Annotated in this window: 19 protein-coding genes; 8 read left to right on the plus strand and 11 right to left on the minus strand. The window is 71.5% G+C overall.

Annotation, left to right across the window (positions count from 1 at the left end):
- Positions 1-128: 128 nt before the first annotated feature.
- From ACWD38_RS25650 to ACWD38_RS25670, 5 genes are all read left to right on the plus strand, one after another.
- Positions 129-1,295 (plus strand): LLM class flavin-dependent oxidoreductase, encoded by a 1,167-nt coding sequence (locus ACWD38_RS25650; protein WP_184480439.1) that lies wholly within the window; start codon positions 129-131, stop codon positions 1,293-1,295.
- A gap of 731 nt (positions 1,296-2,026) precedes the next feature.
- Positions 2,027-2,881 carry a helix-turn-helix domain-containing protein gene (locus ACWD38_RS25655; protein ID WP_450125084.1) on the plus strand — a complete coding sequence of 285 codons (855 nt, stop codon included), beginning with the start codon at positions 2,027-2,029 and terminating at the stop codon, positions 2,879-2,881.
- Between the two features lie 11 nt (positions 2,882-2,892).
- Complete coding sequence (locus ACWD38_RS25660) at positions 2,893-3,081, plus strand: DUF397 domain-containing protein (RefSeq protein WP_450125085.1); 189 nt, start codon at positions 2,893-2,895, stop codon at positions 3,079-3,081.
- 137 nt (positions 3,082-3,218) lie between these two features.
- On the plus strand, positions 3,219-3,434 hold the full coding sequence (locus ACWD38_RS25665) for a hypothetical protein (protein WP_184480433.1): 216 nt from the start codon (positions 3,219-3,221) through the stop codon (positions 3,432-3,434).
- Positions 3,435-3,486: 52 nt separating this feature from the next.
- A complete protein-coding gene (locus tag ACWD38_RS25670; RefSeq protein ID WP_184480418.1) occupies positions 3,487-3,675 on the plus strand; it encodes a DUF397 domain-containing protein in 189 nt (62 codons plus the stop codon).
- Between the two features lie 54 nt (positions 3,676-3,729).
- On the opposite strand, the gene ACWD38_RS25675 is transcribed toward ACWD38_RS25670, so the two are convergent.
- Positions 3,730-5,055 (minus strand): MFS transporter, encoded by a 1,326-nt coding sequence (locus tag ACWD38_RS25675; RefSeq protein ID WP_450125086.1) that lies wholly within the window; start codon positions 5,053-5,055, stop codon positions 3,730-3,732.
- A 173-nt stretch (positions 5,056-5,228) separates the two neighbouring features.
- On the minus strand, positions 5,229-5,306 hold the full coding sequence (locus tag ACWD38_RS25680) for a putative leader peptide (protein WP_416309417.1): 78 nt from the start codon (positions 5,304-5,306) through the stop codon (positions 5,229-5,231).
- Between the two features lie 356 nt (positions 5,307-5,662).
- Here ACWD38_RS25680 and ACWD38_RS25685 point away from each other — a divergent pair, with 356 nt between their 5' ends.
- The gene (locus ACWD38_RS25685) at positions 5,663-6,928 is read left to right on the plus strand and encodes an MFS transporter (RefSeq protein ID WP_246458307.1); all 1,266 of its coding nucleotides are present in this window, start codon (positions 5,663-5,665) and stop codon (positions 6,926-6,928) included.
- A 69-nt stretch (positions 6,929-6,997) separates the two neighbouring features.
- Here the strand turns inward: ACWD38_RS25685 and ACWD38_RS25690 are convergent, their stop codons facing one another.
- Positions 6,998-7,933 carry a cupin domain-containing protein gene (locus ACWD38_RS25690; RefSeq protein WP_184480412.1) on the minus strand — a complete coding sequence of 312 codons (936 nt, stop codon included), beginning with the start codon at positions 7,931-7,933 and terminating at the stop codon, positions 6,998-7,000.
- Positions 7,934-8,083: 150 nt separating this feature from the next.
- On the opposite strand from ACWD38_RS25690, the gene ACWD38_RS25695 reads away from it, so the two are divergent.
- Complete coding sequence (locus ACWD38_RS25695; RefSeq protein WP_450125087.1) at positions 8,084-9,010, plus strand: zinc-dependent alcohol dehydrogenase family protein; 927 nt, start codon at positions 8,084-8,086, stop codon at positions 9,008-9,010.
- 103 nt (positions 9,011-9,113) lie between these two features.
- Here the strand turns inward: ACWD38_RS25695 and ACWD38_RS25700 are convergent, their stop codons facing one another.
- Positions 9,114-9,590: a SixA phosphatase family protein gene (locus ACWD38_RS25700; protein ID WP_184480408.1), complete on the minus strand. Its 477-nt coding sequence runs from the start codon at positions 9,588-9,590 to the stop codon at positions 9,114-9,116.
- Between the two features lie 258 nt (positions 9,591-9,848).
- Positions 9,849-10,865, minus strand: a complete 1,017-nt coding sequence (locus tag ACWD38_RS25705; RefSeq protein ID WP_450125088.1) for an NAD(P)-dependent alcohol dehydrogenase — start codon at positions 10,863-10,865, stop codon at positions 9,849-9,851.
- Positions 10,866-10,959: 94 nt separating this feature from the next.
- Here ACWD38_RS25705 and ACWD38_RS25710 point away from each other — a divergent pair, with 94 nt between their 5' ends.
- A complete protein-coding gene (locus ACWD38_RS25710; protein ID WP_184480404.1) occupies positions 10,960-11,538 on the plus strand; it encodes a TetR family transcriptional regulator in 579 nt (192 codons plus the stop codon).
- Between the two features lie 77 nt (positions 11,539-11,615).
- Here the strand turns inward: ACWD38_RS25710 and ACWD38_RS25715 are convergent, their stop codons facing one another.
- The 6 genes from ACWD38_RS25715 to ACWD38_RS25740 all read right to left on the minus strand — a co-directional run bounded on the left by ACWD38_RS25715 (position 11,616) and on the right by ACWD38_RS25740 (position 16,887).
- Entirely contained in the window at positions 11,616-12,839 is a 1,224-nt protein-coding gene (locus ACWD38_RS25715; RefSeq protein WP_450125089.1) for a cytochrome P450 family protein, read from the minus strand.
- On the minus strand, positions 12,815-14,071 hold the full coding sequence (locus tag ACWD38_RS25720; RefSeq protein WP_184480400.1) for a cytochrome P450: 1,257 nt from the start codon (positions 14,069-14,071) through the stop codon (positions 12,815-12,817). Before ACWD38_RS25720 ends, ACWD38_RS25715 begins: the two co-directional genes overlap by 25 nt.
- Before the next feature lie 84 nt (positions 14,072-14,155).
- A complete protein-coding gene (locus tag ACWD38_RS25725; RefSeq protein ID WP_450125090.1) occupies positions 14,156-14,788 on the minus strand; it encodes a GTP-binding protein in 633 nt (210 codons plus the stop codon).
- Positions 14,757-15,125 (minus strand): DUF742 domain-containing protein, encoded by a 369-nt coding sequence (locus tag ACWD38_RS25730; RefSeq protein WP_184480396.1) that lies wholly within the window; start codon positions 15,123-15,125, stop codon positions 14,757-14,759. The genes ACWD38_RS25725 and ACWD38_RS25730 overlap by 32 nt, the downstream gene beginning before the upstream one ends.
- Positions 15,122-15,547 (minus strand): roadblock/LC7 domain-containing protein, encoded by a 426-nt coding sequence (locus tag ACWD38_RS25735; RefSeq protein WP_184480394.1) that lies wholly within the window; start codon positions 15,545-15,547, stop codon positions 15,122-15,124. Before ACWD38_RS25735 ends, ACWD38_RS25730 begins: the two co-directional genes overlap by 4 nt.
- Positions 15,544-16,887: an ATP-binding protein gene (locus ACWD38_RS25740; protein WP_184480392.1), complete on the minus strand. Its 1,344-nt coding sequence runs from the start codon at positions 16,885-16,887 to the stop codon at positions 15,544-15,546. Before ACWD38_RS25740 ends, ACWD38_RS25735 begins: the two co-directional genes overlap by 4 nt.
- Positions 16,888-17,094: the final 207 nt, after the last annotated feature.

Raw genomic sequence — 17,094 nt, forward strand, 5'->3', positions numbered from 1 at the left:
CCCGGCGGGCGTGGTCCGGCCGCCCGGCGGGGGCCCCCCCCCCCCCCCCCCGGCGCCCCCCCCCCCCCCCGCCGCACTCCTGGTTCCACTGCCCGCCCGTTCCCCCACCCACACCTCGGAGACGTCTGATGTCGCTCACGTTCCACTGGTTCCTGCCCACCTACGGCGACAGCCGCTACCTCGTCGGCGGTGGTCACGGCGTCGCGACTTCGACCGCGGCGGGTGCTCGCCCGGCGACCTTGCAGTACCTGGGCCAGATCGCGCGCAGCGCCGAGCAGCTCGGTTTCGAGGGTGCGCTGACGCCGACGGGCGCGTGGTGCGAGGACGCGTGGCTGTCCACGGCGATGCTCGCCGAGTCGACGGAGCGGTTGAAGTTCCTCGTCGCGTTCCGCCCGGGCCTGCTGTCGCCGACGTTGGGCGCGCAGATGGCCGCGACGTTCCAGCGGCACTCGGGCAAGCGGTTGCTGCTCAACGTGGTCACCGGTGGGGAGAGCCACGAGCAGCGCGCCTACGGCGACTTCCTGGACAAGGAGGGCCGGTACGCGCGTTGCGACGAGTTCCTGCACGTGGTGCGCGCGTTGTGGCGCGGTGAGCGCGTCGACTTCAGCGGCGATCACGTGCGGGTGGAGGGCGCGGAGCTGACCCGCACGCCGGACCCGGTGCCGGACATCTACTTCGGCGGGTCTTCCCCAGCGGCCGGGAACGTGGCCGCGAAGCACTCCGACGTGTACCTGACGTGGGGCGAGCCGCCCGCGAAGGTCGCCGAGAAGATCGCGTGGATCAAGTCGCTGGCCGCCGAGCAGGGCCGCACGCCCAGGTTCGGCATCCGGCTGCACGTGATCAGCCGGGACACCTCGGAGCAGGCGTGGGCGGAGGCGCGGCGGCTGCTGGACGCCATCGACCCGAAGACGATCGAGCAGGTGCAGAGCGGCCTGAACCGCAGCGAATCCGAGGGCCAGCGCCGGATGTTGGACCTGCACGGCGGTTCCACGGCGGACCTGGAGATCTACCCGAACCTGTGGGCGGGTGTCGGTCTGGTGCGCGGCGGTGCCGGGACGGCGCTGGTCGGCAGTCATGAGGAGGTCGCCGCGCGCATCGAGGAGTACGCCGCGCTGGGCTTGGACGAGTTCGTGCTCTCCGGCCACCCGCACTTGGAGGAGGCGTACTGGTTCGGCGAGGGCGTGCTGCCGATCCTGGAGCGCAAGGGCTTGTGGAGCCACCCCGGAAACCCGGAGCAGCCCGCGGGCCAGAGCATCCCGTTCGCCGGTGCCCCGGAGCCCGCCGCCGCGTCCTGAGCTCCTGAGGGGGAACCGGTCCGCACCCGGTGTGAGTTCGGGTGCGGACCGGAGATCCCGCCGCTGCGCTGCCGTTCCGGGGCAGCGTCGGCGCGGAAGCGGCGGGACCGGTTCCGCCCGGCCCGTGTCGGGGGCGGGACCGGGCGGGTTCCCGGCTCGCTCGGAGGAGGCGGGGGAGTGCCACGAGCCGGGAGTTCTTCGCGCCGTGGCGCGGAATTCAAGCGACGAAGATCGGCAGCGCACCCGTCGCGGACGGGCAGAGCGCGCGACCTAGGTGCCCCGCGTTCGGGCGGCTCCGGCGCAGGTGCGCCGGGCCGTGTACGAGGTGCCCGCAGACGCAGCGCAGCGGCCCTCGATGAGTCCGCTGGAGACGATGCCACCGTCCGTCGGTGGGCCCGCAGGCCCACGGGGTGCCGGTTTCGCGGATGATCCGGAGCAGCGCGAGCGATCGCGGCGGTAGCGCGACTCCCTCGCACAGTCCAGGCCGGAAGCCGCACCGCGGGTGGCAGCTCTGCGAATCACCTGTCCGCACAACGCTTTCCGGCTCGTGCCGGTTTCGATCACGTGGACCACGCCGTCCGGCGCGGTGGATGAGTACCAGCTCACCCATGCCCACCTCCTCGCACTCTCGGTAGCGACTCTTAAACTCTGCGTATCGGCTAGTGGTTTGCAAGCTAGCGGCTAGTCGCTAGCCTCGGTACCCCCCTGATCGGGCGAAAGTGGAGTGGCGCATGTCGAACGCAAGGCAGATCACGCTGGGCAAGCTGATCCGCGATCTGCGGAAGTCGGCGAAGGTGACGGTGCAGCAGGCCGCCACCCACCTGGACTGCTCGGTCGCGAAGATCGGCCATTGGGAGCGCGGTCTTTACAAGACGAACCGCAGCGAGCTGGCGGATCTGCTCGTCATGTACGGCGTTGATGAAGAGACGCGGGACCGGGCCGAAAATCTGCGGCGCGAGGCGGCGAAAACTCAGAAGGACTCGGAATGGTGGGACCCGTTCGACCTGCCGAAGTGGTTTTCGCCGTTCATCGGGCTCGAACAGGAAGCGATCGAGGTGTTCACGTTCGAGCTCGGGATCATTCCTGGGCTGCTGCAAACGCGCGATTATGCCCGCGAGATCCACAAGGCCGGGCGGATGACGTTCGGCGAGGGGCAGATCGAGGACTTGGTGGAGCTGAGGGCGCGGCGGCAGGAGCGGCTGTCCGGAGATGATCCGCTCGTGGTGCGGGCGGTGATCGCAGAGGAAGCGCTGCATCGGTTGTGGGGCAACGCCGGCGTGATGGGCCAGCAGCTGGACGCCCTGTTGGAGCACGCGGAGCGGGACAACGTCGTCATTCGGGTGCTGCCGTTCGAGGCCGGTGCGCACCTGAGTCCGCAGGGCTCGTTCGCGGTGCTCCGGTTCCCGGCGAACACGGCTGACATGGCATTCATCGACACTCCGTTGAGCGGTCGAATCGTGGACAATTCAAGGGACACGTCGGAACTGTCCAGGATGTTCAGCGAATTGCAGCATTCCGCATTGGATGTTGATCAATCATTGGATCTCGTGCGTACACTGTCCGATGAGTTTCATCGCCGTCAGTGAGGAGCCGGGGCATGTCTGACACGGAGTGGAAGAAGTCGTCGCGAAGTGCGCAGGCGAGCAACTGCGTGGAAACCGCCGAACGGGGTGGATTCTCGGTAATCCGTGACTCCAAGGATCCGGCGGGACCGTGGCTTCGGTTAACGGATGGGGCGTTCGGCCGATTCATCCAGGGGATCAAGCTGGGCGAGTACGCCGGTTGAGCAGCGAAGCGCGCCGCCCCGGCCGCCGGGGGCGGCGCGCTGTCGCTCGACCCGCAGCTAGCAAGCTAGCAGCTACTGATACTCTCCGTGATATAAGGTCACATAAAGTGATTGTCGCGGGTGAGAAGGGTCGTGCGATGGCGACGTTGCCGTGTGTGTGGCACTACGAGGAGGCGCACGACCTCACGTTCCGCTGGGGGCGCAAGGACGGCTACATCGCGGTGCTCAGCGGTGATCGCACCTACGAGCACCACGACCACGGCCTGGTCGCCCGCGTCCCGGTCAGCGCCGGGTGGGTCAGCGGCGAGGACATCAAGCTCCGCGCTCGCCGCTGGATCCGGACGAACCGCTGAGCTGCCCCTGTCAGAAGGCTGCGTTAGTTCGAGTGATCGAAAGGAGGCGTGGATGTCCGGATACAACTGGAAAAAATCGTCGCGTTCGACCCAAGGTGGCCAATGCGTGCAGACATCAGGGGCACGTGGCGCCGCTCTGATCAGAGATTCCAAGCTGGGGGACCGCTCTCCGATCTTGAGGGTATCTCCCGCCGTGTTTGGTCGGTTCGTGCAAGCCATCAGGACTGATCGCTTCGAGTGATCACGGAGAAGCGGTTGCTCGGCCCCTGCTTTCGCGACTGGGGACCGAGCCGCGTCAGCTCGCGGTGTCGAAGTGCAGGTCCTCGCGGCGGATGAAGAGGGTGGCGGCGGTGCCGATCACGCCGGTGAGCACCAGGTAGCCGCAGGCCAGCCACGGCGAACCGCCACCGGCCGCGAGCAGCGCCGTCACGATCAGCGGCGTCAGGCCGGACGCGTAGATGCCGGAGAACTGGTAGATGAACGACATCCCCGTGTAGCGCAGTCGCACCGGCGAGAGCTGCGCGTACAACGTGCCCTGCGGCGCGTAGATCACCGAGTGGACCACGCCGAGCACCAGCACGATGACCAACCCGGTCAGCAGCGGGCTCCGCGTCTGGAACGCGAGGAACGCCGGGTACACCGACAGCGCGAACAGCGCCGAGCCCAGCGCGTAGAGCGTGCGCGGCGAATGCCGGTCGCCGAGCCGCCCCACGACGGGGATCAGCACCGCCAGCACCAGGGCCGCCGCCATCACGCCGACCAGCACGTCGTTGCGCGGCAGGCCGAGCGTGCCGGTGGCGTAGGTCAGGAAGAACACCGCCCACGTGTTGAACGCGGCGCCCTCCGACCAGCGCGACAGCAACCCGAGCAGCGTGTTGCGGCGGTTCACGCGGTCCCGGAACAGCTCCAGGAACGGGATGCGCGCGGTGCCCTGCAACGCCCGCATCTGCTGGAACGCCGGGGTTTCCGCGACGCGCAGCCGGATCACCAGGCCGACGAGCACCAGCACCAGGCTCAGCCCGAACGCGATCCGCCAGCCGTAGCCGAGGAACTGCTCGTCGTCGAGCACGTTGCCCAGCAGCGCGAACAACCCGGTGCCCAGCCCGAGCCCGACCGCGAGGCCGACCTGCGGCCACGAGCCGTACAGCGAGCGCTTGCCCGGCGGCGCGTACTCGACGGCCATCAGCACCGCCCCGGCCCACTCGCCGCCGATCGCGAGGCCCTGGAACAGCCGCAGCAGCACCAGCAGCAGCGGAGCCCACATGCCGACCTGCTCGTAGGTGGGCAGCGCGCCCATCGCGGCCGTCGCCAGGCCCATCACGATCATCGTGGTGACCAGCGTGCGCTTGCGGCCGATGCGGTCGCCGATGTGGCCGAACAGGATGCCGCCAAGCGGCCGGGCGACGAAGCCGACGAAGAACGTGGTGAACGCCAGCATCGTGCCGACCGTCGGATCGGCCGTGGGGAAGAACAGCTTGTCGAACACCAGGCTGGCGGCGGTGCTGTAGAGGAAGAAGTCGTACCACTCGACCGTCGTGCCGATCAGGCTGGACGTGATGACGGTGCGGACGTTCTTCTCCGACGAGCCGTGCTCGGCCGGCTCGGTCGTGGCGGTGCTCATGGGGCGGGCTCCTGGCTGCGGCGGAACCGCGCGGCGCGCGGCGCGAACGGCACCCGCCGGGGCGGCGATCCGGGAACGCGGAGGTGGCCGGATCGTGGGCCGCGGTCAGCGCGGGACGCGGCGGCGGCTCGGATCGCGGTGATCGGAGTCGATCGGCGGGTGCGAGGGGACGGTCAGGAGCGTGGACAGCTCGCCGACGTCACCCGCAGCAGATCCACGTGGTGACGCGTCGTGAGCAGAACCGTTCGCACGCGACGACGCTAGGAACGCGACCGGTCGCTGTCAACAACTCCGTGTCGGCCACCACGGGCTGGGCCGCCGATTCGTCCACAGTGGACGCCTACTGTGGCGGATTGCACGTTCCGCGGCGGTAACTTCCCGCGTCGGTTGCGCGACGATGAGTGTGGTACTGAACGCGCGGAAGGGGTTCGACGTGGCTGCCGACCGACCGGAGAGTCGGGAAACGGACAATCGTGATCACAGCGGCGGCGCGCCGCCACCGGTCACCCGAACCGTCGCCACCTCGGCCGGCACCGGCCCGCCGCCCGGTTCCGCTCCACCCGGCTCCGCCCCGCCCGGCTCCGGCTCCGGGCAGCGGCAGGCGTGGCTGATCTGGGGCGCCGCCGTCGTCACCTACCTCGCGGCGGTGTTCCACCGGGGCACGCTCGGCGTCGCCGGTCCGCTCGCCATCGAGCGCTTCGAGGTCGGACCCGCCGCGCTGAGCGCGTTCACCGTGCTGCAGGTCGGCATCTACGCCGCCATGCAGATCCCCACCGGGCTGCTGGTGGACCGCTTCGGCTCGCGGCGCATCCTCACCGCGGCCGTGCTGCTGCTGGGCTGCGGGCAGCTGCTGTTCGCGCTCGCCACGTCCTACCCGATGGGGCTGCTGGCGCGCGGCGTGCTCGGCGTCGGTGACGCGCTGACCTGGGTGAGCATCCTGCGGCTGGTCGCGACCCGGTTCTCCGCGCGGCAGTACGCGCTGGTCGCCACCTTCTCCGCCGCGCTGGGCGCGCTCGGTGGTGTGGCGGCCACGTTCCCGCTGACGGCGCTGCTCGGCGCGCTCGGCTGGACCTGGACCTTCCTGCTGGTCGGCGGGATCACCGCGGCCTACGCGGCGGTGACCGCCGGGGTGGTCCGCGACGTTCCCGGCACCACCTCGCGCGGGGAGGACGCGAGCGACATCCTGCGGAAGGTGCGCTCGGCGTGGGCGATCCCCGGCACGCGGCTGGCGTTCTGGGCGCACTTCGGCACGATGTTCGTGCCCAACGCGCTGAGCCTGCTGTGGGGCTACCCGTACCTCGTCGAAGGCGTCGGCGTGCCCCCGGCGACCGCGAGCGTCGTGCTCAGCCTGCTGATCATCGGGCAGGTCGCGGGCGGGCCGCTGGTCGGCGCGATCATCGGGCGGTTCCCGGCGTGCCGGATGCCGATCGTGCTCGGCTACCTCGGCGGCAACGGGCTGGCGTGGCTGGTGCTGCTGAGCTTCGCGCGGCCACCGCTGGCCGTGGTGTGCGCGGCGTTCCTCGTGTTCGCGATGGGCGGTCCCGTCTCCAGCATCGCGTTCGCGCTGGTGCGCGACTACAACCCGATCAGCCAGGTCGGCACCGCCACCGGCATCGCCAACGTCGGCGGGCACAGCGCCACCGCGCTGAGCGTGCTGTCGGTGGGCGTGGTGCTGGAACTCGTCGGCGGCTACCGCGTGGCGCTGCTGGCGCTCGTGGCCGTCCTGCTGCTGAGCGCGTTCCGCACCGCCGTGTGGTGGCGCCGCACCCGCGCGGCCGTGCTCACCGCGCAGGACCGCGGCGAACCCGTCCCCGTCCTGGTCCGCCGACGCCGCTGGGACCTCGCCGAAGCGGAGCCGGCTCCGGCGACGTGAGGAGCTCGTTTCCGGACGCGTCGGGCGGCGGAACCCCGGCGGCGTGCCCGAACGCGCGGCGGTGACCGGTCAGCCGCCGCCGCGCCGGGCGTTGCCGTCGGCCAGCCGCCGCCAGGCGCCGGGAGAAACACCTTCCCTGCGCAGGAACGTGCGGCTCAGGGCCGTGCCGGTGTGGTAGCCGACGCGGACGGCGACCTCCTGCACGCTCAACGAGGTCTCCCGCAGCAACGTCTTCGCCCGGTACATGCGCCAGGACGTGAGGTAGCCCAGCGGCGTGTCCCCGGCCTTCTCCTTGAACAGGGCGGCGAACGCCGAACGGGACATCCCGGCCGTCCGGGCCAGCGCGTCGACCGTCCACGGGTGGGCCAGGTCCGCGTGCAACTCCCGCATCGCGGTGGCCAGCCACGGGTCGCGGAGCGCGGCGATCCAGCCGATGGTGCCGCCGCCGACGTCCGCGCAGCACGCTCGCACCGCCTGGACGAACAGCGCGTCCGAGAGGCGGCTCGTCACGAAGCCCGCTCCCAGGCCGTCCGCCGCGGACTCCTGCGCGATGAGGTCGAACGTGGCGCGCAGCAGCCGCCCGGAGCCGGTGCCCAGGTTCAGCCGGAACAACGGTGGCAGCAGTGCGAACAGGGCGTCCGCGGCGACCGCGTCGAAGGTGAAGCGGCTGGAGACGATCTCGGTCGGCTCGCCGTCACCGCCTGCTTCGGCCGTGCCCCCGGGGTCGTGCACGGTCATGCCGTCGCAGTCGACGAGCTCGCGGCCGAGCTCGTCCTGCAGCGCGAACTCCACGCCGGCCCGGACCAGGAAGCAGTCGCCCGCGGTCAAGTGCTGCGGTTCGCCCAGCTCGGCGGCGGTGAGCCAGCACGATCCGCTGGAGACCAGCAACAGCCGGGCGAGGTGCCGGGCGGGGAACGCGATGCCCCACGGCGCGCGGGCGGTGATCCGCACGTACCGCGAGCTCTCGATCTTCATCGTGGTGAGGAGATCGTCGACCGGATCCACCGCGCTCCTCTGGACGATGCGCACTAAAAACTGGACCTGAGGATACAACTCGTCCTAGGCGCCCGGCTTACGGTGGAGCGATGAGAGCTACTGACACGCGGATGTTCGAAGTCAGCGACGACCGGCCCGGTCGTCCCCGCCGAGCGGCCGGTGCCCGTTCCCGCTGCGGGCGAAGTGCTCGTGCGGGTCCGCGCCCGCTCGCTCAACGCCCGGGACCTGCCCATCGTCGGCCGCCGCTACTCGGTCGCCGTGCCGCCGGGGCGGATACCGCTGTCCGACGGCGCGGGCACCGTGGAAGCCGTCGGCGAAGGCGTCAGCCGGTTCCAGGTCGGTGATCGCGTCATGAGCACCTTCCACCCGAACCACCTCTACGGCCCGCTGCCCGGGTGGGGCGAGCTGTACGGGGTGCAGCGCGACGGCTGGCTCACCGAGCACATCGCCGTCGGCGAGCACAGCGTCGTCGCGGTACCGGAGCACCTGTCCTTCGCGGAAGCGGCCACGCTGCCGTGCGCCGCGCTCACGGCGTGGTCGGCGCTGTCCGGGATCGGCGCGGGGGACTCGGTGCTGCTGCAGGGATCGGGCGGCGTGTCCGTGTTCGCGCTCCAGTTCGCCCGCCTGGCCGGTGCGCGGGTGCTGGTCACCACGTCCAGCGCGGAGAAGGGCCGGCGCCTGCGGGAGCTCGGGGCGTCGGAGGTCGTCGACCGCACCGCGACGCCGGAGTGGGGCGACCAGGTGCGGGAGCTGACCGGCGGCGGCGTCGATCGCGTCGTGGACATCGGCGGAGCCGGGACGATCGCCGGGTCGATCGCCGCCCTGGCCCAGGGCGGAACGATCTCCCTCGTCGGCAACCTCGGCTCGGGCGGCGGCATGGATCTGACGCGGTTCCTGAGCCGCGGCGCCACGCTCCGCGCGATCACCGTCGGCAACCGGAGCGACTTCGAGCGGATGAACCGGGTCATCGGCCTGCACCAGGTGCGGCCCGTGATCGACCGGATCTTCCCGTTCGAGGAGTCCCCGGCCGCGTTCTCCCACTTCGAGCACGGATCGCGGCTGGGCAAGGTCGTCATCGGCGACTGATCCCGCGGCTCCGCGAACGCGCGGTGCCGTAGGGGAGCGCGGACCGCGCGCTCCGAGTCGCGACCCGCTTCACCAGCGGTGATGCCGTCGACGCGTCCGCGAGTCAGCCGCGCGGTGTGGCGGTCTCGTCCAGCTTGGCCCAGCCGGGCTCGACCTGGGACCACGAGCCGGTGCCGCTGAGCACCGCGATCTCCGCCGTCTTGAGCTCGTGCGGGGTGCCGGTGAGGACGGCGACCAAGTCCTCCAAGCCGGGGTTGTGGCCCACGAGCAGCGCGGTCTCCGCCTCGTCGGGGAGCTCGTTGAGCACCGCGATCAGCTCACCGGCGGTGGCGCCGTAGAGGCGTTTGTCGTGCCGGGTCTCGGCCTTGCCGGTCACGTCCGCGATCAGCTGCCACGTGCGACGCGCCCGCTTCGCGGGGGAGCACAGCGCGAAACCGATGTCGGGCACCCGCTCGGCCAGCCACCTCCCCGCTTCCGGAGCGTCCCGTTCGCCACGTTCGGTGAGCGGGCGTTCGAAGTCGTCGACGTCGTCCGGCCACGCCGACTTCGCGTGCCTGCACACCACCAGAGTGCGTGTCATCGCCACCGTTCCTCATCGTCGTACCGCCCAGGGTAGTCGGCGGGAACGCCGTTCGGCGCGCGTCTTTGATCTTGTTCGGTGCAGAGCCGGGCGTCCCAGGCCCGAGCTCGGCGCCTTTCGGGAGCGGCCAGGCGCTTGCGCGGCGCGGATCTCAGCCGGTGGCGAGGCCGGACCGGGAGGCGAACGCGTGCCGCCTCCCGGTCGCCGCCGGCATCCGCGACGCGCCGCGCTGACCACGCGGGGCGTCGGCTGCCGGGATCAGAGTTCGAGGACCACCCGGTAGCGCGCGGCACCTCGCCGGACGCGGTCGAGCGCCTGCTCGACGTCGCTGATCGGGAACGTCTCGACGGCGGCCGTGATCCCGTGACGAGCGGCGAATTCGAGCATCTGCCGGTTGCGCGTCGGTGATGCCGTCACGCCGCCCGCGATCCTCTTCTCCTCCGGGAGCAGGCTCATGGTGGCGGCGGCGATCGGGCCGGGCGGGGCCCCGACGACGCACAACGTGCCCCGCGGTCGCAGGACACCGAGGTAGTCGTCCCACGGCAGGTCCGCCGAGACGGTCGAGAGCACGAAGTCGAACGAGTTCGCGGCTTCGCGCAGGGCGCCTTCCTCGCTGGTGGCGATGAAGTCCGTCGCGCCGAACCGGCGGGCGTCCTGCTCCTTGTCCGGGGTGGTCGAGATGGCGGTGACCGCACATCCCCACTTCGCCAGGAACTGGACGGCCAGGTGGCCCAGGCCGCCGATGCCGACGACCGCCACCCGGTCGATCGGCCGCACGTCGTTGTCCACGAGCGGGTTGAACACGGTCGAACCCGCGCACAGCAGCGGCGCGGCGTCCGCGGACGAGATCGCGTCCGGGAGGGGGCAGACGAACCGCCAGTCGCTCGCGCGCACGTGATCGGCGAATCCGCCCCGGTCGCCGCGCAGGACCATGTTGTCCTTGTGCGGGCACAGGTTGTGCCGCCCGCTCATGCACCACTGGCAGCGGAAGCAGGAGCCGGCGGTGGCGCCCACGCCGACGCGCTGCCCGATCGGCAGCAGGTCCTGGTCGACCGCGTCGCCGACGGCCGCCACGATCCCGACCGCCTCGTGCCCGGCGACGACGGGGTAGCGGGAGACGCCGAACTCGTCATCGATCATGCCGACGTCGGTGTGGCACACCCCGCAGTGCGTCACCCGCACGTCGACCTCGTTGTGCCCCAGCGGTTCCGCTTCGTACTCGTGGGCGCGCAGCCGCCCGCCCGCTTCGTCCGCCGCGTACGCGTGAACCCTCATGTGGTCGCTCCTGAGTAAACAAACTAGTTGGTTACTTCAATCTAGCCGGACATGCGGCCGTGTCAAACAATCCGGTTGGTTTAATCTGCCCCGCATGAGGGACGGACAAGCGACGCGACGCCGCCTGCTCGACGCGGCCACCGCGGAGTTCGCCGCGCACGGGATCGCCGGGGCACGGGTGGACCGGATCTCCGCCGCCGCCAAGGCGAACAAGGCGCAGCTCTACGCCTACTTCGGCGACAAGGACCGCCTGTTCGACGCCGTCTTCCAGGAGCACTCGGACGCGATCACGGACGCGGTACCGATCACCGCCGAAGACCTGCCCGGTTACGCGGCCCGCCTCTACGACGCCTGCGTCGCGCGGCCCGAACTGGTCCGGCTCGCGACCTGGGCGCGACTGGAACGGGTCCCGGCGGGCGAACTCGTCGCGGACAAGAGCGAGAAGTCCGAGCTGAAGCGGCGGTCCATCGCCGACGCCCAGCGCAGCGGGCACGTCGACCCGGACTTCGAACCCGGCGAAGTGCTCGCCATGGTCAGCACCATGGCGCTCGCCTGGTCACCGGCGAGCCTGTTCCACGCCGCCACCGCCGACGACCCCGAACCCGAGCACGAGCAGCGCCGCCGGTTCCTCGCCGAAGCGGTTCGCCGCGCGTTCGCACCGCCGCCGCGCTGATCAAGGCCCGACGGACCGGACCTCCCGCGGGAACTCGCGTCCAGCGCGCGGAAAGTCCGGTCCGGCCGGAGTCGAGGTCAGGCCGTGAGGCGGACCGGCAACCGCTGCGGGCCGTTGGAGATGAACGACTCCGAGGACTTCAGCTCCCCGGCCGACACCGCCAGCTCCAGCTCGGGGAAGCGGGCGAACAGCGCGGGCAGCGCGATGTGCGCCTCCAGCCTGGCCAGCGCCGCGCCCAGGCAGAAGTGCGGGCCGAATCCGAACGCCAGGTGATCCCGTGCGCCGCGGCCCGCGTCGAACACGTCCGGCTCGTCGTAGTGGCCCGGGTCGCGGTTCGCCGCCGCGTAGGAGGCCAGGATCGCGTCGCCCTCGGCGATGACCGTGCCGTCGGCGAGCTTGATCTCGGTGGTGGCGAACCGCAGCGGCACGTTCGCCAGCGCCGGTTGCCAGCGCAACGTCTCCTCCACGACGTCGTCCCAGCTCAGATCACCCGCGTTCAGCGCGGCGCGCTGGTGCGGATGCGTCGTGAGCGCCACGACCGCCTGGCCCAGCAGGTTCACCGTCGTCTCGTGCCCGGCGCCGATCATCAGGATCAGCGTGTCGGCGAGCTCCCGTTCGCTGAGCCGGTTCTCCTCGTCGTCGCGGGCCGCGAGCAGGCCACTGGTGAGGTCGTCGCCGGGGTTGCGGCGCTTCGACTCGATCAGGTCGGCGAGGAACCGCCCCATCTGCGCCGCCGTGGCCGCCGTCTCCTCCGGAGTGGCCGAAGTGCGGAACACCTCGTCGACGATGTGGCGCAGCGTCCCGCGCAGCTCCGCGGGCACGCCGAACAGGTCGGTGATCACCGCGATCGGCAGCGGGTACGTGAACGCCGCCCGCAGGTCCACCTCGCCGGACTCGGTCGCGAGCTCGTCGAGCAGCTCCGCGGTGATCTGCTCGATGCGCGGGCGCAGCGCCTCCACCCGGCGCGGGGTGAACGCCTTCGACACCAGGCCGCGCAGCCGGGTGTGCTCGGCGCCGAACGCGGTGAACATGTTGTCCACGCCCACCCAGGAGATCAGCGGCCAATCGCCCGGAACCTCGCCGTTGATCCACGCGGGCCAGTGCTGCCGGGGGTCTTTCGACACCCGAGGATCCGCGAGCAGCCCGCGCAGCTCGCCGTGATCCGTGACCACCCACGCCGGTACGTCACCGGGCAGCGTCACCAGGGCCGCGGCGCCGTGCGCGCGCAGCCGGTCGGCCTCCCCGTGCACATCGGCGCCGGCCGGATCGAGAGCGGCTACCGGGCACTGCGATGGGGGCATTCGGATCCTCCTGTGGCGGGTTCGGCGAGAGTGGTCACCGCTGGGAAGCGCACCGGGAGGGCGGTCAACGCCCGGTGGAAGGGACCCGGCCGCCACTGCAGCGGTTGCTGATCATCCAGCTCGACTTCGGGAACGTAGTCCAAAAGCGTTTCCAGCGCCACGGTCGCGATCAAGCGCGCGGGCCTGCTCGCCGGGCAGGTGTGCGCGCCCGCGCTGAACGCCAAGTGCGCCCGGTTGCCTGCGGGAACCTGGCCACCGGGGTGCAGCGACGGGTCCGTGTTGATCGCCGCCATCGAGATCACCACCGGCTCGTCCGCGGCCAGCGCGACCTGGCCGAGGTGCAGCGCGTGCCGCGGGTACGTGATCGCGTAGTTCGTCAGCGGCGTGAACCGCCACAGCACGTCGTCGAGCGCCTCGTCCAGCGCGACGCTGCCGGTGGCCACCGCGTCCGCCACCCGGTGCTCGGTCAGCAGCAGGTACAGCGCGTTCGCGATCCAGTTGCCCAGCGGCTCCGCACCCGCGCCCATCGTGATGATCAGCTGGTGCACCAGCTCGTCGTCGTCGAGCCCGTGCGGGTGCTCGATCATCCGGGTCGTGACGTCGTCGCCGGGGTTTGCGCGCTTGTAGCGGACCAGGTCCGCGACGCTCGTCTCCAAGTACTGGTTCGCCAGCTGGGGGTCGGTGCCGTCCCACAGCGCGGCGATCGCGGCGACCATGTCCTGCGCGATCTCCGCCGGGCAGCCGAACATCTGCTGCAGCACCAGCAGCGGCAGCTGCGCCGCGTACTCGCCGAGCAGGTCCGCGTGGCCGCGGCCGGTGAAGCCCTGGATCAGGTTGATCGCGCTGGACTGCACGAACCGCCGCAGCTGGGCCGGTTTCACCGCGGTGAGGCTGTTCTCCACCGGCGGGCGCAGCCGCGCGTGCCGCTCGCCGTCGGCGTAGAGCGTGTTCGGCCGCCACGACATCATCGGCAGCACCGGGGTGTCCGGGGGAGCGGTGTCCTGCCAGCGGCGGGAGTCCTTCACGAACACGTGCGGGCTGCGCAGCACCTGCAGCGCCGTGTCGTAGTCCACGACGAGCATCGCGGGCACGTCCGGCGCCAGCAGCACCGGCACGATCGGGCCCCGCGCCCGCAGCCGCGAGTACACCTCCTCCGGGCGGGCGGTGAACTCCTCGCCGTAGAGCGGGACGCGGGACTGCTGATCGGGGTGGCCGGGGGAAAGGGCGGTCATGGTGGCTCCGTGCTCAGGACTGGGTGGAGGGGAGGATCGCGGTGCGGGCGGACGGGTGCACCGGCGCGGCGCGCGCGGCGCCCGTCACAGCCGCACCGTCGGATCCGCCGCGTGCCTGCCCGTCGACGAGGCGGCGACCACGTGCTCGACGAGTTCGACCAGGACCCGCGCGCAGGACGCCTGATCCCTGGCGTCGCAGACGGCGACGGGCGTGTCCGGATCCGGATCGAGCGCTTCCCGCAGCTCCGCGACCGAATGCCGCGGCGCGTCGTCGAACACGTTCACCGCGATCGCGTACGGCACCCCGAGCTCCTCGACGCGGTCCATCACCTCGAACGAATCCGCCAGCCGCCGCGTGTCCGCGAGCACCAGCGCGCCCAGCGAGTTGTTCGCCAACGTCCGCCACAAGTACGCGAACCGCTGCTGACCGGGCGTGCCGAACAGGTACAGCACCAGCCGGTCGTTGAGCGTGCGGCGCCCGAAGTCCAGCGCCACCGTCGTCGTCGACTTCGCGGGGGTGTGGCGCAGCTCGTCGACGCCCTCGCTGGCCGAGGTCAGCGACTCCTCGGTGTGCAGCGGCGCGATCTCCGACATGGTGTCGACGAACGTGGTCTTGCCGACCCCGGCCGGGCCGACGATCAGGATCTTCGCCGATCGCCGCACCGTCGGGGCCACGTAGGCCGTCTCAGGCGGAGGTGTCCAGGCGGCGGAGTCCATTGAGCACCTCCTCCAGCAGGTCGGGGCTGGGGACGGACGACGGGCGCTCCGCCGACGCCGGAACCAGGTAGCCCTCATCGATCAGGTCGGACACCACGACCAGCGCGACCGTCAGCGGCAGCTCGGCGTGCGCGGCGATCTCGGCGACCGCCAGCGCACCGCCCTGGGCCACCTGCACGATCCGGCGGCGATCCGGATCGAGCTCCGACATCGTGCCGCGCGCCGCGGCCCGCACCAGCGCCGCGGGCTCCATCTGGTGCTGCGCCCGCGCGCGGCCCCGGGTGAGCACGTAGGACCGCACCAGGTCCGACTCCCGCCGGTGCGGGCCGGGGCTCACGTCGGCCGCCTGGCGGCGGTGCGCGCAGCCGTGCCCATCTCTTGCCCGAGGCGCTTGGCCGTCACCTGCATTTCCGTCGACGCCACTCCCAGATCGGCGTCGGCGTCGGTCACCAGGACCAGGTACGACTCCTCGCCGAACGGTTGCAGCAGCTGGTACCCCTGCGCGTGCTGCACCAGCACCTGTTCGAAACCGCTGGTGGGGTAGCCCAGCGGTTCCATCCCGTGCCGGGCGCAGGCCTGCAGCGGCGAACTGACCGCCGCCCAGCGCTCGGCATCGGCCTGGTCGAGCCCGTTGTTCTTGACCAGGAGCATCCCGTCACCGGACACCGCGATCGCCGCCCGGATCCCGGAGTGCTCGACGAGGTCGTCGAGCACCCAGCTCCGGTCGGGCTTCGGCGCCGTCGGGGCCGTCTCGGTCATGCGTCTGCATCCCTTCTGGAAGTGGAGCCGTCCGCCGCGTCCGACTGCTCGGACTCGGACAACGCCTGTGCGGCGGCGGAGAATTCGGCGGCCGAGTTCGCGCCCGTCGCGCGCTGCAGGCCGCGCAGGCTCTGCGACGCGTCCGCCGTGCGCCGCTGCGCTCCGTCCGCGATGGCCTGCACCGGGGCGGCGCCGTCGGGCGCGGACAGGTCGCCGGAGCGGGTCATGGTGCGGCGCGGGCGCTTGGGCAGGCCGGACGCGGTCGTGGCCGGTTCGGGTTCGGGCTGGCGGTGGCGCGGTGCGGGCTCGGCCGGTTCGGCGATCGGATCGCCGAACGTCACGGGTTCGGCGGGCTCGCCGGTGGAGGGCTCCGCGGCCGAGGACGCGATGGCGGCGGGCGCGGGCTGCGGGTTCAGCGTGGTCAGCAGGTTGTGCGGGACCAGCAGCACCGCGCGCAGCCCGCCGCGGCTGGAGGCCGCGTCCAGCCGCACCGTGAAGCCGTAGCTCGCGGCCAGCACGCTGCACCCGGCCAGTCCGGTGCGCGGCGGGTTGCCCAGTTCGGTCAGCTCGATCTCGGTGGCGCCGCGGGAGAGCACGGCGTTCGCCTGGTTCAACGCGTCCGGCGGCATGCCCACGCCGCCGTCGTGGATCTCCAGCGACACCCCGTGGTACTCGGCGGTGATCATCACGTCCACCGGCGCGGTGGGCGGCGAGGAGCGGGTCGCGTTGTCCAGCAGCTCGGCCAGCGCCGCGCTCAGCGGCTCCACGACCCGGCCCAGCACCGCCGTCGTCGTGTCCCGGGTGGACAGCCGCACCCGCTCGTAGTCGTGGATGCGCGACTGCGCGGCGCCCACCAGCCGCGCCATCAGCTGCGGGCTGCGCTGCTGGCCGGGCGGCGAGCCGCAGAGCACCGTCACCAGCTGCGCCCGCCGCTGGGCCTGGGCCAGCAGGTGGTCGATCGGGAGCAGGTCCTCCAGAACGTCCGGGCCGTGGGAGCGCTGCATCTCGTGCAGCCGTCCCGCCGCGTTGTTCGTCAACGCCAGGATGCGGCGCATCGTGCCGCCGAGCGCTTCCTGCGCTCCCTGCACGACCTCGCGCCGGTAGGCCTCATCCGGCTCGACGGTGAGCGGCGCGTCCAGCACCGGAGCGGGCGCCGGCTCCGGGGGGAGCTGCGGCTGCACCGGCTCGATCGGGGCCGGTGGTTCGAGGGCGGCCAGCGACCACTGCTCGATCTCCTTGTGCTGTTGGCGCAACCGAGCGCTCAACAACGCCACCGCGGCCCCGAGCAGCACCACCAGGATCACCAGGCCGCCGAGTATCCACCCTGTCGTTTGTTGCATCGCGTCCTCACCCATCCCGCGCCAGCGCGCGGGTCCTCGGCCGTACCAAGCCGGCACGTGGCACTGCCGCACGCAGCGCCACGGCGCACGCGGGCCACCGTAGCGAATCTTGATCACTTTGCGTACGGTTGGCCGTTTTTGAGCGGCACGGCGGGAAAATTGTGATAGGTGATACTCCGGGCGGCGGATGGGGATATTGCGCGGAAT

Source organism: Saccharopolyspora sp. NPDC002578 (assembly GCF_053592695.1).

Coding starts and splice junctions, on each gene's coding strand:
- ACWD38_RS25650 (WP_184480439.1), top strand. CDS start 129: ATGTCGCTCACGTTCCACTGGTTCCTGCCCACCTACGGCGACAGCCGC.
- ACWD38_RS25655 (WP_450125084.1), top strand. CDS start 2,027: ATGTCGAACGCAAGGCAGATCACGCTGGGCAAGCTGATCCGCGATCTG.
- ACWD38_RS25660 (WP_450125085.1), top strand. CDS start 2,893: ATGTCTGACACGGAGTGGAAGAAGTCGTCGCGAAGTGCGCAGGCGAGC.
- ACWD38_RS25665 (WP_184480433.1), top strand. CDS start 3,219: ATGGCGACGTTGCCGTGTGTGTGGCACTACGAGGAGGCGCACGACCTC.
- ACWD38_RS25670 (WP_184480418.1), top strand. CDS start 3,487: ATGTCCGGATACAACTGGAAAAAATCGTCGCGTTCGACCCAAGGTGGC.
- ACWD38_RS25675 (WP_450125086.1), bottom strand. CDS start 5,055: ATGAGCACCGCCACGACCGAGCCGGCCGAGCACGGCTCGTCGGAGAAG.
- ACWD38_RS25700 (WP_184480408.1), bottom strand. CDS start 9,590: ATGACACGCACTCTGGTGGTGTGCAGGCACGCGAAGTCGGCGTGGCCG.
- ACWD38_RS25705 (WP_450125088.1), bottom strand. CDS start 10,865: ATGAGGGTTCACGCGTACGCGGCGGACGAAGCGGGCGGGCGGCTGCGC.
- ACWD38_RS25710 (WP_184480404.1), top strand. CDS start 10,960: ATGAGGGACGGACAAGCGACGCGACGCCGCCTGCTCGACGCGGCCACC.
- ACWD38_RS25715 (WP_450125089.1), bottom strand. CDS start 12,839: ATGCCCCCATCGCAGTGCCCGGTAGCCGCTCTCGATCCGGCCGGCGCC.
- ACWD38_RS25720 (WP_184480400.1), bottom strand. CDS start 14,071: ATGACCGCCCTTTCCCCCGGCCACCCCGATCAGCAGTCCCGCGTCCCG.
- ACWD38_RS25725 (WP_450125090.1), bottom strand. CDS start 14,788: ATGGACTCCGCCGCCTGGACACCTCCGCCTGAGACGGCCTACGTGGCC.
- ACWD38_RS25735 (WP_184480394.1), bottom strand. CDS start 15,547: ATGACCGAGACGGCCCCGACGGCGCCGAAGCCCGACCGGAGCTGGGTG.
- ACWD38_RS25740 (WP_184480392.1), bottom strand. CDS start 16,887: ATGCAACAAACGACAGGGTGGATACTCGGCGGCCTGGTGATCCTGGTG.